This window comes from Parapedobacter sp. ISTM3, assembly GCF_016533505.1.
Lineage (GTDB): Bacteria > Bacteroidota > Bacteroidia > Sphingobacteriales > Sphingobacteriaceae > Parapedobacter > Parapedobacter luteus.
Genome location: NZ_JAENGN010000001.1, coordinates 447696 through 461995, shown reverse-complemented (window position 1 = coordinate 461995; position 14300 = coordinate 447696). Strand labels below are relative to the sequence as shown.

Sequence of the window (14300 nt, the reverse complement as noted above, 5' to 3'; positions counted from 1 at the left end):
ATAACTGGATAATTGGTTAAAGCATCAAGGCCGTAACGATATAGTCCATCACCAAAATAGCGATACAACTGATGACTACCCCCCGGGTGCTGGCTTGCCCCACTTCCAACGCGCCTCCGCGCACATAAAACCCTTTAAATGCGGATACCGAGGTGATGACAAATCCGAACACAAATGCCTTAACCAGGGCCACGGCTACCGTATAACCGATAAATCCGTCTGTGATCCCACTGATATAATCGGCCGGCGTGACTGCGCCGGACAACGCGCCCCCTACCAAACCGCCCGTCAACGCGAGAAAAATAGATATAATAACCAACACCGGAATCATGGTGATACCAGCCAAAATTTTAGGCAGAATCAGGTATCCCGGTGCATTGATACCCATGATTTCCAGTGCATCGATTTGCTCGGTCACGCGCATGGATCCGATTTGCGATGAGATGGACGAACCGACCTTCCCTGCAAGCACCAACGCCGTGATCGTAGGGCTCAGTTCCAATATGCTCGAATCACGATTGATCTGCCCGATGACCGAGTTCGGAATCAAGTCCGAGACCAGCTGGAAGGCAATCTGCATGGTCATTACAGCGCCCACGAACGTAGAAATAATGGCTATTAATCCAAGTGACCCCACCCCTATTTCATTCATTTCATGAATAATCTCCTTCCAGTAAATCCGCCATTTTTCGGGCCGCCTGAAGACCGATTTTAATAGCAAGAGGTATTGTCCAAAGTAAGTAAAAAACATAAAAACAACTTTATGTATACCGAATATACGCGTAAAACTCCGGTTAAAGATACCCATTTTACGCGTATCAACGAAACTGCGCAAGCCACTGCTCAAAATGAGGCCTATGAACAGACATGTTGCTGCCGCCAACCAATGAACTTCCTCGCCGCTAAATCAGCCCGATGCAATGAAACCTGCTTGAGCTACCACTCAAAAATTAAGCCTGCCGTTGTTGGCCTTCTCGTGGATAAACTTCTTAACTTTGACGTTAGATACACAGCGATATGGCTACACTCATCAATCAAAAGGCTTTAATTACCGGGGCTACAAAAGGCATGGGCCTTGCTATTGCGGAAAAACTCGCCAGCCTGGGCTGCCATTTACTGCTCGCTGCGCGTGACCGCCGGGCACTCGATGCGCTCAAAACAGCGCTGGAACAAGAACATCCCACCATTCAGGTGCAGTGCTTGGCCTGTGACTTTTCCGATAGTGCCCAACTCAAGCGGCTTATACAATGGATGGAGCATACCGCACCGGATCTGGATATCCTTATCAACAATGTCGGTATATTCCGCCCCGTATCGTTATTCGAGGAATCGGAGGAAGACTTCGAATTGCAGATGCTTATCAACTATCACACGCCCCACCTGTTGTCACGCGCAGCAGGGCGGAATATGCAAAAAAACCATAAAGGCCATATCTTTAATATCAGCTCTATCGCCAGCAGGAAGCCCGTTGCTTCTGCCGCCACCTATACTGTAACAAAATATGCGGTAATGGGTCTAACTCATGTGTTGCGGGAAGCGCTGAGGCCGTACGGCGTGAAGGTAACCGAGATTATTCCCGGTTCGACGTTGACATCCTCCTGGGAGGGCACCACGGTTGCTGCGGATCGGTTTGTGCTGCCAACGGACATCGCTGACGCGATCGCCTCCTGTCTCCAGATGAGTGATGGAGCCAACGTGGATGAAATCGTGGTAACACCAAAATTTGGTAACATTTAAAATGACATGACGATGGAAAAGAGACTTCAACGGATACCGCACGAGGGCGCTATTGCCGGTGTTTGTGCAGGCTTGGGTGCCTACTTTGCTGTTGATAAGACATGGTTTAGGCTTGCCTTTGTCATCAGTGTTTTCTTTTCGGGATATATTGGCCTGGGGCTACTGGGACCAATCGTCTACATCGTCCTGTGGATTGTCCTTCCAGTAAAAGTATTTTCGTTGCCCAAAGATCCATTTGATGTGGACTATCGGGCGCCTCAAAATCCTGAAACGGCCGGTGACGCTTACAACTACACCAGCGGATACGGCTGGAACCCGATGGATAAGCCAGCCGGGAGACTACCAAAGGACAGGTATATCGCCGGCTTGATCCTCTTGTCTGTCGGTTTGTTTTTTCTCCTGCATCAACTCGGTGTGTTCCGGTGGCATGACTTTGCGCGCTATTGGCCCGTATTGCTCATTATTATGGGAATAGGCAGCATCGTCAGTGCATTCAACGATAAAAAACCTACCGTTCCTCATGAACAGGAACATGGACATCAGCAGCAGCCCGAATCGCCTTCGGACGACGACTCTGCACATTCTTACACCAAATAAGCACAGGTCATGAATAAAGAAAAATTGAGTTGGGGACTCATCCTATTGTTTGTAGGAAGCGTCTTGTTACTGGATAACCTGAATGTTATCAACTTCTATTGGCGATCTGTCTTTAGCATGTGGCCGGTTATCCTGATCATCATCGGCGTCAACCTGCTGGTGCCGAAGCAGGGCATCGGCAATGCCATTTCCATCGTTGTAACCGTTGCCGCATTAACGTTCCTCGCTTATCGTGGCACGTTCCACCCGCGTCATGATTGGTGGGCATTCAACAATCAGGATTGGCGCATCGAACGGGAATCGCCGGCTAACAAAAATAAAACACGCCGCGAGAAATCAAGCGGCACGTTTACGCACGAATATGACAGCGCCATTACAACAGCCCGTCTTCATATCCGCGGTGGCGCGGTCGAATACGAGATCGACGGCTCCACCGACAAGCTCTTCAGCGCAGAGGCCACCAGTACGATAGGAGCACATCAGCTGGAAACATCCACCACAGGCTCAAACGCCGATCTAATCTTCAGAATGCAAGACAGCCGGAAAGGCTCCTGGAATCTCAACGGCGATGAAAACTGGGCAAAAATAAGCCTCAATCGCAATCCGGTATGGGACATCGATCTGGAGATGGGCGCCGGTTCGGCCGAATTTGATCTGACGGAATACAAGGTGGCCAATCTTAAGTTTAAAGGCGGCGCCGCATCCATCGAGGCCAAACTGGGCATGCCGTTGAGAGAAACGACAATCGCTACGGAATCGGGCGTATCCAGCATCGAAATCGAAATACCGAAGGCGGCGGCATGCCGAATCGTCACGAAATCTGGACTTTCTTCCCGGGATTTCCCGGGCTTTATCAAACAAAGCGACGGTTCTTACATCACGGAAGGCTATGAGCAAGCCGAAAACAAGTTTCAGATAAATCTACAAGGGGGGCTAAGTTCCTTCACGGTAAAACGCTACGACTAACCTTTGGATACATTGTCAGGCCAATATGAAGTTGTCATCCACGGGAAACCACAAGGGCCATTTACCCTGGATGAATTGCGGGGCATGAACCTCCGCCCTACCGACTTTGTGAAACCCGCAGGTCACCCGGAATTTAAGGAACTCCGCGAATTTGCCGAGCTATCCAAATTACTTGGCGTGAAACATCAGACCACACAACCGCAATATTTCGCATCGCTGGATATGCGGTTGCTTTCTACCGCCATTGATTATTTTATCGCTTTCTGTATTTATGCTGTGCTCGCCGCGATATATCTTGGCGGCACGGCCAATGCAAAGGAAAGTGTCCCGACATTGCTGGTCGGGCTTATCCTGGTTCCCGTTTTCAAGTTCGTGCTCTGCGTCATCACAGAAGGCTCTCAAAAGCACGCTTCCATTGGCAAAATGCTTATCGGCATCAAAGTCACGGATGAGCAAGGGCGACCGATTGGTTATGGGAAAGCCCTCTTGCGAAACCTGGCCAAAATAGTTGGCGTAGTGACGCTTGGCATTGGTTTTTTCACAGGCTTCCTGGATCGCAGGCAGCAATGCCTGCATGACAAGATCGCCGGCACGTTGGTCATCAAGGACAGGCTGATTTGAGCTGGATTGCGTTCCGTAATTGTTGCAATTTATCCCTAACTTTGTAATCCGAAGATGGATATGAAAATTGGAAATACGCTACCCGGGGGCTATTGCAACTCGCTGACGGAATATTCAAGATGGCGCACACGTGAGGTGACCATTGGTGACGTGCCTATGGGTGGAGACAATCCCATCCGCATCCAGAGCATGACCACGGTGGATACCATGGATACCATCGGATCGGTGGAGCAAACCATCCGCATGGTAGATGCAGGCTGCGAGTATGTCCGCATCACCGCGCCGAGCATTAAGGAGGCCCATAACCTTGCCGAAATCAAAAAAGAATTGCGCAGGCGGGGTTACCATGTACCTTTGGTGGCCGACATTCATTTTACGCCGAATGCCGCCGAGGTGGCGGCCCGCATCGTAGAAAAAGTTCGCATCAATCCCGGCAACTATGCGGACAAGAAGAAATTTGACCAACTGAGCTATACGCAAACCGCTTATCAAGCCGAATTGGAACGGATATATGCCAAATTCGCGCCATTGGTAAAGATCTGCAAGGAATACGGCACCGCCATGCGCATTGGTACCAACCATGGTTCGCTATCAGACCGCATCATGAGCCATTATGGCGATACGCCGGAAGGCATGGTGGAATCCGCCATGGAATTTATACGAATCTGCGAGGATTTGCACTATTACAACCTCGTCATCTCCATGAAGTCCAGCAATCCTCAGGTCATGGTGCGTGCATATCGGCTATTGGTAGAGAAAATGGTAGCAGAGGGGATGAACTACCCGCTACACCTCGGTGTCACCGAAGCAGGAGATGGAGAAGATGGGCGTATTAAATCTGCGGTAGGTATCGGCACATTGCTTGAAGATGGATTAGGAGACACCGTCCGGGTGTCACTTACCGAGGAGCCTGAATTTGAAGCCCCCGTGGCAATCGCATTGGTCAATCGGTACGAAGCTCGGCAAACAACATCGAGCGTTCAGAAATCACTGGATATCGGACAGCGCCCCCACCCATCCCCTTTACCCGCGCCCTATGTGGCGGCTGAGGTCAATGCGTTTATCGGCGGTTCAATCGTGCCTCGGGTGGTTGTCGATATTTCACGCAAAAACCTGAAAGACCCTACCATCCTCTCCGACGTCGGATACAAATACGATATACTGCTCGATAAGTACCACATGGGAGAACAGTCGGTTGACTTTGTGTACCTGGCCGATAACCTACCCTCTTTTAGCATGCCAGGCAACCTTAAGCAGCTGTATGATTACCAAACATGGCTGACCATCAAGAACAAGGCGAATATCCACCCGGTATATACGTTGGGCGAATTTATTGAGGCCGATCTGCGAGACGCAAACCTCAATTTGGTACGGATAAGCCGCCGTGATCTAAGCACCCCCCTATTTGAGGCGCTGCCTTTGGATAAGACGGTTGTCTTCGTGCTGGAAACCGACGAACCACATGGTATGGCTGATCAACGTTTATTTTTCTCGATGCTATCTGAGTTGGGCCTTGAAAATCCCATCATCATCCGGCGCCAATATCCAGCACCGGAATTTTCCGGCCCGCAAAACAACCTCATGGATCCGGAAGAGCCCTTATCTAAGCTACAACTTTATGCAGCCACTGATATCGGCGGACTACTGGTTGACGGCATGGGCAACGGTGTGTGGATAGATGCCCCTACCATCCCGACGGATAAACTGGTATCCGCATCTTTTGCTATCTTGCAAGCGACACGATCCCGTATTTCCAAAACGGAATATATCTCCTGTCCAAGTTGCGGCCGCACGCTGTTTGACCTGCAAGAAACCACCCAAATGATACGGAGCCGCACAAACCACCTCAAAGGTCTGAAGATTGGCATTATGGGATGTATCGTGAACGGACCCGGCGAAATGGCCGATGCCGACTACGGTTATGTAGGCGCTGGACCAGGAAAAGTCACCCTGTACCGGGGCAAAGAGGTCGTCAAACGCAACGTCAGCTCGGCCGATGCACTTGATGAGCTGATCGAAATCATACGCGAAGACGGCCGCTGGATAGACCCTGAAATAAAATAAGGAAGGCGGGTGCAAGCGGAGGTGTAGCGGAGACGCTAGATTGCTACGATTATTTCACAACAAAGCTATACTTACAATACCGAAATACGCTTCACAACGGTTTCAGCCCCTGCAGACACGCGGATAAAATAGAATCCGTTTGTCAATTTGTTATTGGTTTCGAAAACGTGGTTTTGCGGCCCGGCATCCAGTTCTTGGTTAAGCAATGTCATGACCTCATTGCCCAATGCGTCCATGACCTTGATCGATACGGAACTTTGCTTACCCAGCCTATAAGAGAGGCTGATCTGGTCCACAACAGGATTGGGAAATACCTTTACCCCACTAAGCAGCTTTTCATCCTGCGCGTTGTTGGTCCGAAAGGGAAAAAAACTCTTAAACGATGAAAAAAACGACCGTTGTACACGTCTTTCCGCTGAAGCCTCCAGTGCAGCCATCCGCGCCCCACTATTTTTTACGCGGCTACTATCAACCGCAGCAATAGCCGAAGGCGCTTGTGCAGCGTCCGAACGCTCAACGAGTGCCGTAGTGCTTACTGTTAATATGACAATTATGTAGTGTAAATACTTCCTCATATGGTATCTGGTTCAAAAAAGGTGTTGCGCTCAAATTTAAGTTTAAATCATCCCCACCCTTTCAAGTAATACAAAGGTAGAAGAAAGTGCCCAATACACACAGGCCAATGTATAACTTTTTCATTAATTTAACAATTTTTAACACGTTAGGACGTTAAGGCCGCGACTTCGATAATCGCTTGTCATTGGGTGTAACAACGTAAAACAAATTTAGTTTTATAAAAAACAAAAAAATCGTTGGACCGCCGCATCAGGGTGTCGCATTCTCCATCTTGTTGAGTTTGGAATGCTTATAACCATAGCCAAAATACACCAACAACCCAACGCCCAACCACGCGATGAAAATGATCCAATTGCTCGCGCCAAGTTGAGCCATGAGGTATAGGTTTACGAGGATTCCTGCGACAGGCAATAATGAGAACCGATAGATATAGCCCATGACACACAAAACTACCCAAACCAGCCAGAACACAATCGTAAGCATCTTGTGTTCAAGCATATCTCGCCATGATAATTGACGCCATTCTGCAATGGTATCTTGGCCAAAGTTATAAACACCATAGACAGCCAGCAACAACCCGATCGTAATGAGGTAGCGTCCGTTGATATAAGGCACCTTGAATTTGGATTGCTTTGAAATGCCGGAATAGTCCATATACAAAACACCCGCACACACCAAGATGAAGGCAAAAAATGTACCTACGCTTGTCAAATCGACAAAGAAGTCCATTTTAAAGAATAACGCCGGTATCGCGACCATAAGCCCAGTAATAATGGTCGCGAAAGATGGTGTTTTATATTTGGGATGTATTTGCGCAAATCGCTTCCAGAGCAAGCCATCGCGGCTCATTGTCATCCATATCCGCGGCTGCGCAAGTTGGAAAACCAACAGCGCGCTGGTGATGGCCACCACAGAAGTGACCGATACGATGCCGGCCATATAATCCATCCCCACATATTCAAATACATAGGCCAACGGATCCTTTACGTTCAATTCGGTATAGTTTACCATACCCGTCAATACCAGCGTAATCAAAATATACAGCACAGCACAGATCAGCAGGCACAGAATCATTGCCCTGGGCAAATCGCGCTGGGGGTTCTTGCATTCTTCGGCTGTGGTGGATATGGAGTCAAACCCGATAAAGGCAAAAAATACGGCAGCAACCCCACTTAATACCCCCCCCACGCCATTGGGAGCGAAAGGCGTCCAGTTCTCAGGCCTCACAAAAAACACACCGCCGAAAATTACAAACAAAATCACGCCGATCTTGATAGCCACCATGATGTTGCTGGCGGTCCTGGATTCTTTTATACCAATGTAAACCAACCAGGTAACCAAAAAAGTAATGAGTCCGGCCGGCAAGTCAAATATGATCGGAATGTCCCCTATTCGTGGAGCATGCTCATAAGCTAATGCTGCAGTCTGTTCTATTTTAGAGAGTGATTCTATCCCTTGTTCCTGCACTTTTGCATAGGCCTCCGAAGCATAAGCCGGCGCCATCGTAAGCCATCCCGGCAGGCGGATGCCAAAGCCGGCCAACATGCTTACAAAATATTGCGACCAGGAAATGGCTACCACCATATTGGACACCGCATACTCCAGAATAAGCGCCCAACCGATAATCCAGGCAAACAGCTCGCCAAATGCCACATACGCGTAGGTATACGCGCTCCCGGATACGGGAACCGTACTAGCAAACTGCGCATAAGCCAATGCTGTGAACACACAGGCTACGGCTACGAAAACAAACAGTAGCGAAACAGCAGGTCCGCCATTGAAGCTCGCTAATCCTATCGTGCTAAAAATTCCCGCTCCCACGATGGCCGCTATCCCCAATGACACCAAGTCACGAACGCCCAGCACCTTGGCCAACTCACCGGACTTTGCGGACTGGGCGGAGGCTAAAATATGTTCTACTGTTTTTTTGCGGAAAAGTCTGTTTGCCATACACGGGTAACTCCTTGGGTTTGGTTGATCGCCAACCGGCCAAACTTATGAAAAAATTTTAGGATAGGCAGTTTTTATCCGATTATTTTACAAATAAACGGGCCCTATGTAAGTTTAGACCGGATTTCATCAAAAATGATATGGAAGTTTCCATCCAATGTCGCTGCATAATCTGTAATGACATCAATTATCCCTTCCAAATGCACATCGTTAATTCCTACGTCCCATAAACGGCGGCATATATTGATCATGGCCGAGGCGATTTGCTCAATTTCCCAGTAACCCTGTACATATTGAGCGTGCATAAAGCTGTTGAAATACACAAAAAAAAATGCGGTATCCTTTATCTCACATAATCGTAGAAACCGATCGGTCATCTCATAGTCGATAGCGCCCAAGTATGCGTAAAAATCCGATTCATGGACCCAATTATTTCGAAGCAGCAGGTGGTCGAGCAGCAGCTCAAGGGCAATGTGCGACAAGAAGGACGGCCTAATCAGCGTATCACTGACGGTCGGTGTGAGCAAAATTTTCAACGCATGGGTATGACTATAAAAAAAAGCGGAGTTATGAAAATAACGATCCGTTTCCATATGCCGTGTCCATCCGTGGTAGATGCTATGCAGTTTGGGGTTGTTACCAAAGCGACCTTCGTACCTTTGCGGCCACATGGTGACGTTTCTGTCGGCATTTTTGATCAAATCGGGCAGTATACTACCCAACACCAATTCGGGGTTATGACTATACCGCTCGAAATAATAATGAGAGAGGAAATTCATCCTGCCGCTTTCCGAAATGTTGAACACTTATTGTGCCAAGATAACGAATTCGAGCGACAATTCCGGCATATTCTACTATCTTTGCGCTCATCATTAATTACGCATTATTACAGTTAAGACGATGAGTTTTGTTGAGGAATTACGTTGGCGGGGCATGTTACATGATATTATGCCTGGAACCGAGGAGCAATTACTCAAAGAGAAAACGGCCGGATATATCGGCTTCGATCCCACGGGTGATTCGTTGCATGTCGGCCACCTTACGCAGATCATGACCTTGATCCATTTTCAGCAGGCAGGTCATAAACCGGTAGCGCTGGTTGGAGGTGCAACAGGTATGGTAGGCGACCCCTCAGGGAAGTCAGCAGAGCGCAACCTGCTGGACGAAGAAACCCTAAACCACAATATATCCTGCCTAAAGAATCAGCTTGCCAAATTTTTGGATTTCTCGGGTTCGCCGCACAGTGCTGTCATGGTCAACAACTATGACTGGTTTAAAGACTTTCGTTTTCTGGACTTTATCCGCGATGTCGGCAAACATATTACGGTCAATTACATGATGGCAAAGGACTCCGTCAAGAAAAGACTCGAAGGAGAAAACGGGTTATCCTTTACCGAATTCACTTATCAGCTGATACAAGGCTATGATTTTTACTACTTATGGAAAAACCATGGCTGCGTCCTGCAAATGGGGGGCTCGGATCAATGGGGGAATATCGTCACCGGCACGGAACTTATCCGCCGCAAAGATGGCGGTACTGCCTACGCCCTAACCACCCAACTTATAAAAAAGGCCGACGGCAATAAATTTGGGAAGACGGAAAGCGGAGCGGTTTGGCTCGATGCCAATAAAACATCGCCCTACAAATACTACCAGTTCTGGCTTAATGCAAGTGACGAAGACGCAAAAAACTGGATTAAAATTTTCACGTTAAAATCCAAGGATGAAATCGCGGCCATTATCGCCGAACATGATGCCGCACCACACCATCGTATTGTGCAAAAGGAGCTGGCCAAAGACATCACCATCCGTACACATTCGATGTCAGATTATGAAACTGCATTGAAGACCTCTGAATTTCTATTTGGCAATGGGTCCCTGGAATTTCTGAAAGCAATACCCCATTCAACGCTATTGGATATCTTTGACGGCGTACCTCAGTTTCGAATTGCGAGGGAATCATTGGCCAGTGGCATCAATGTACTGGATCTTCTGGCCGTCGCCTCCTCGGTTTTTCCGTCAAAAGGGGAAGCCCGCAAAATGATTCAAGGCGGCGGCGTGTCGATAAATCGGATAAAAATCACCGATATCGAACAGGATTTCCGTGTAGATGACTTGATCAATGACAACTACCTGATTGTCCAACGAGGGAAAAAGAACTATTACCTACTAATCGCCGAATAGGCTATGCATAGGCAAAAAAAAACCGCTCCCGGGGAGGGAGCGGCATCCGCCTATCGACGGATTTCAATCAACCTAAACTTATGGAGAAATACGTGCTGTCCTAATGGACAATAATACCGTGTCCCAGATCCAAGGATTCATCGCCTGTACTTTCGAATAACCCCTTGACCCATATGGTATAGATCATATTCGTCTTCGGGGTAAACTCAAACGTATGCACAACATTGCCGCTGCTGTGCTCGCCGATGTAGAACGTATAGGTTTCTTCCGCCTCAATTTGGGAAAATTCTTCTACCTCCTTAAATACCTTATCATTAGCGATTAACGTGTCTGCGCCCTGCACACCGAAGTCCAGCGAAGGGGCATCCGGACTCAAATGTATAAATCGAATTTTTGCTTTCCCCGCCTCCGGCGCAGACAGATCATCCATCGTCGCCATCAGTTCGATTTCCTCGTATCCTACCACGTACAACGAATAAAACCGTCCCGGAATGAAGTTGACTGTCCGCTGAGCCAATGGCTGTGCATTGGGATAATCCGCCGGATCAAAGACCGTCACCCATCGGTTTCCCGGCCAAGCATTTTTATAGGCCAAGGTATCCCCGAAGGCAAAGTCTTCATCCTGGCGAGTTGCGTTGTCGTAATTAAGTTTATTTTGATTCAATCCAATGTCCAGCGATGCCGACCCGGGCACCGCATTTAACGCTCGCACAGCCGAGATTTGATAGCTGCCCTGCTCATCATCTTTAAGACAGCCAGACAACGTTGCCATAACCGTTACAACAAACCCTGCCAAAAGAAACAATCGGCTGCTCGTCAATTTTTCAAATCGTCTCATTCAATTTTTGTGTAATTCCGACTATCAGTTTATTCAAGACGCTCCCTTATCGCCTGTTGTCGTGAAAACGGATGCATCAAGCAGAATGCTACATCCCGCCCGAAAATATTGGAAATCCTATCCGTTATTCGCCGCAATCGATTATCTATAAAAAATCCGTAAGTTTGTCTCAAACAAATTGCGTGTTTTAAATGGCTGGAAAAGGGAATTCATTCAGAAAGAATATACAGCACGATACGGAAGGCAAACCCTCCCTACGCAAAAAAAATGAGCGAAAATCAACGATTCTTTATGGTCAGGCATTAGGCAGTAAAGCGAGAAAGATCGCTGGCTTGTTTCTGCTCATACTGTCTGTGTATTTCCTCATCGCGTTCATATCCTACTTATTTACTTGGAAAGAGGATCAAAGCTACGTTTCTGCTGCCAACGGAGGATGGCATACGTTATTTAAAACCCGGGAAGAGCTTGCCCTTGCTGGCATTGAACCTCCCGTCGTGCAAAACTGGATGGGCAAATTCGGTGCGTTGCTTGCTCATCAGTTCATTTACAAATGGTTCGGGATAGCCTCTTTCCTTTTTATTGCCGTCCTGTTCGTCATTGGATACAGGCTATTACTCAGAATAAAGATTATTGCCACCTGGAAAATTTTAGTATATACTTTTTTCGCTTTGGTATTTATCTCGGTAACATTAGGCTTCATCCATGGATTCATCAACGATTATCCCCATTTCCTTGAAGGCGAATTCGGGTTCTGGAGCAACCGATTGCTTGAAGCCCAAATCGGTACTCCGGGAGTGGCTGGATTGTTACTTTTCACGATATTGACCATTTTAATCGTCTTCTTTAATTTCGATTTTAAATTCAGCAGTGGCCGAAGGGTAGCTGTGGGCGGCGATCAGGAACGCGATCCGGCCGACCACCAACGTGGCGAAAAGTATGCCCATGAATCCGAATACCGGGTAGAACCGGTGGAATTCAGCCTCAATAAGCATAAGGAAGCTGCCGCGGCAAACGAGGCATCCGCAAACCGGCTAAAAACTGTTCCCGACCGGCAAGAAACTTCCGAAAAGCTCCAACAGCAGCTGACCGTTCCTCCAAAGGCTCCCGCACAAGAGCCCGAAGCGGCTTTGGATTTTGCTGTCGAACGGCCACAGGAAAAACCCAAAAATGAACTTATAACGCCCCCTTTGACAGTTTCCGCCATTAAGGAAGAGAAGCCAAATACCGCTGATGAACTGGTTGAACGGGTAGGCCAGTACGACCCCAAGTTGGATCTGTCGGGCTACCAATACCCCTCCCTTGATCTGCTTCGAGACTACGGATCCGGCAAAATTACGGTCAATAACCACGAGCTTGAAGCGAACAAGGATAAGATAGTAGAGACATTAGGCAACTACAATATCGAAATAGCAAAAATAAAGGCGACCATCGGCCCCACGGTCACGCTTTATGAAATTATTCCCAAACCGGGCGTGCGTATCTCCAAGATTAAAAACCTGGAAGACGACATTGCGCTCAGCTTGGCTGCGTTGGGCATCCGTATCATTGCTCCTATGCCCGGAAAAGGGACTATTGGCATCGAAGTACCGAACAGCCACCCCGAAATGGTCTCCATGCGCTCAGTGCTGGCTACCGAAAAATTCCAGCATACGGATATGGACCTGCCCATTGCGCTGGGCCGTACCATCTCCAACGAAGTGTACATCGCTGACTTGGCCAAAATGCCTCACCTATTGGTGGCAGGGGCCACCGGGCAAGGAAAATCAGTAGGCATCAACGCCATCCTCACTTCGCTGCTTTACAAAAAGCACCCTGCCGAACTTAAGTTTGTGTTGGTGGACCCAAAGAAAGTGGAACTGTCGCTATTCAAAAAAATTGAGCGGCATTTCCTTGCTAAACTCCCCGGCGAGGAAGATGCGATCATCACCGATACGAAAAAGGTTATCAACACGCTTAATTCGTTGTGTATCGAAATGGATGCGCGGTATGACTTGTTGAAAAATGCGCAAGTGCGCAACCTCAAGGAGTACAATGCCAAGTTTATTAACCGTCGGCTTAACCCCGAGGAAGGGCATCGCTACCTGCCATTTATCGTGCTCGTCATTGACGAGTTTGCCGACCTCATGATGACGGCGGGCAAGGAAGTAGAAACCCCCATTGCGCGGCTGGCTCAGTTAGCCCGTGCTGTGGGCATCCACTTGGTAATCGCTACGCAGCGACCATCGGTAAACATCATCACCGGCACTATAAAAGCCAACTTCCCTGCCAGATTGGCATTCCGCGTGCTCTCCAAAGTCGATTCGCGGACTATCCTCGATTCCGGAGGAGCTGACCAACTTATCGGGCGGGGGGATATGTTGCTGGCTACCGGCAGTGACCTCATTCGGATACAATGTGCTTTCGTAGACACCCCTGAGGTGGAAGAAATATCCGACTATATCGGCAACCAACGCGGTTATCCGTCAGCCTTGCTCCTACCTGAATATGTAGGCGAAGACGGTGACAGTGGCGTTGAAGATTTTGACATGCAAGACCGCGACTCAATGTTTGAGGATGCGGCCCGTTTAGTCGTGTTGCATCAACAGGGCTCTACCTCACTCATTCAGCGCAAGCTGAAACTCGGTTATAACCGAGCCGGAAGGATTATTGACCAGTTGGAGGCCGCAGGTATCGTCGGCCCGTTTGAAGGCAGCAAGGCCCGGGAAGTGCTCTTTCCCGACGAATACTCATTGGAACAGTTTTTGGATGGGTTAAAGAAAGATTAGGA

General features: G+C 48.4%; 12 protein-coding genes. 7 read left to right on the top strand and 5 right to left on the bottom strand.

Features of this window, described 5'->3' with window-relative positions; genetic code table 11:
* Nucleotides 1–16 precede the first annotated feature (16 nt).
* Nucleotides 17–751: an ABC transporter permease gene (locus JHJ32_RS01980; protein WP_079714961.1), complete on the bottom strand. Its 735-nt coding sequence runs from the start codon at nucleotides 749–751 to the stop codon at nucleotides 17–19.
* Between the two features lie 266 nt (nucleotides 752–1017).
* Between JHJ32_RS01980 and JHJ32_RS01975 the strand changes: the two genes are divergently transcribed.
* Genes JHJ32_RS01975 through ispG form a run of 5 tightly spaced genes read left to right on the top strand, consistent with a single transcriptional unit; the run spans nucleotide 1018 to nucleotide 5985 of the window.
* Complete coding sequence (locus JHJ32_RS01975) at nucleotides 1018–1737, top strand: SDR family oxidoreductase (protein WP_200119509.1); 720 nt, start codon at nucleotides 1018–1020, stop codon at nucleotides 1735–1737.
* 12 nt (nucleotides 1738–1749) lie between these two features.
* Nucleotides 1750–2334, top strand: coding sequence for a PspC domain-containing protein (locus tag JHJ32_RS01970; protein ID WP_176146048.1), 585 nt, complete (start codon nucleotides 1750–1752; stop codon nucleotides 2332–2334).
* Between the two features lie 9 nt (nucleotides 2335–2343).
* Nucleotides 2344–3300, top strand: a complete 957-nt coding sequence (locus tag JHJ32_RS01965) for a LiaI-LiaF-like domain-containing protein (protein WP_200119508.1) — start codon at nucleotides 2344–2346, stop codon at nucleotides 3298–3300.
* A 3-nt stretch (nucleotides 3301–3303) separates the two neighbouring features.
* Nucleotides 3304–3921, top strand: a complete 618-nt coding sequence (locus JHJ32_RS01960; protein WP_200119507.1) for an RDD family protein — start codon at nucleotides 3304–3306, stop codon at nucleotides 3919–3921.
* Nucleotides 3922–3975: 54 nt separating this feature from the next.
* The gene (gene ispG / locus JHJ32_RS01955) at nucleotides 3976–5985 is read left to right on the top strand and encodes a (E)-4-hydroxy-3-methylbut-2-enyl-diphosphate synthase (protein WP_200119506.1); all 2010 of its coding nucleotides are present in this window, start codon (nucleotides 3976–3978) and stop codon (nucleotides 5983–5985) included.
* A 71-nt stretch (nucleotides 5986–6056) separates the two neighbouring features.
* On the opposite strand, the gene JHJ32_RS01950 is transcribed toward ispG, so the two are convergent.
* The 3 genes from JHJ32_RS01950 to JHJ32_RS01940 all read right to left on the bottom strand — a co-directional run bounded on the left by JHJ32_RS01950 (nucleotide 6057) and on the right by JHJ32_RS01940 (nucleotide 9290).
* Nucleotides 6057–6560, bottom strand: coding sequence for a T9SS type A sorting domain-containing protein (locus JHJ32_RS01950; RefSeq protein WP_200119503.1), 504 nt, complete (start codon nucleotides 6558–6560; stop codon nucleotides 6057–6059).
* Nucleotides 6561–6810: 250 nt separating this feature from the next.
* Nucleotides 6811–8511 (bottom strand): amino acid permease, encoded by a 1701-nt coding sequence (locus JHJ32_RS01945; protein WP_200119502.1) that lies wholly within the window; start codon nucleotides 8509–8511, stop codon nucleotides 6811–6813.
* A gap of 104 nt (nucleotides 8512–8615) precedes the next feature.
* Nucleotides 8616–9290: a hypothetical protein gene (locus JHJ32_RS01940; RefSeq protein ID WP_233632432.1), complete on the bottom strand. Its 675-nt coding sequence runs from the start codon at nucleotides 9288–9290 to the stop codon at nucleotides 8616–8618.
* A gap of 121 nt (nucleotides 9291–9411) precedes the next feature.
* Between JHJ32_RS01940 and tyrS the strand changes: the two genes are divergently transcribed.
* Nucleotides 9412–10695: a tyrosine--tRNA ligase gene (gene tyrS, locus JHJ32_RS01935; RefSeq protein WP_200119500.1), complete on the top strand. Its 1284-nt coding sequence runs from the start codon at nucleotides 9412–9414 to the stop codon at nucleotides 10693–10695.
* 100 nt (nucleotides 10696–10795) lie between these two features.
* Here the strand turns inward: tyrS and JHJ32_RS01930 are convergent, their stop codons facing one another.
* Nucleotides 10796–11533 (bottom strand): DUF4397 domain-containing protein, encoded by a 738-nt coding sequence (locus JHJ32_RS01930; RefSeq protein WP_200119499.1) that lies wholly within the window; start codon nucleotides 11531–11533, stop codon nucleotides 10796–10798.
* 191 nt (nucleotides 11534–11724) lie between these two features.
* Here JHJ32_RS01930 and JHJ32_RS01925 point away from each other — a divergent pair, with 191 nt between their 5' ends.
* Nucleotides 11725–14298, top strand: coding sequence for a DNA translocase FtsK (locus tag JHJ32_RS01925; protein ID WP_200119498.1), 2574 nt, complete (start codon nucleotides 11725–11727; stop codon nucleotides 14296–14298).
* Nucleotides 14299–14300 lie beyond the last annotated feature (2 nt).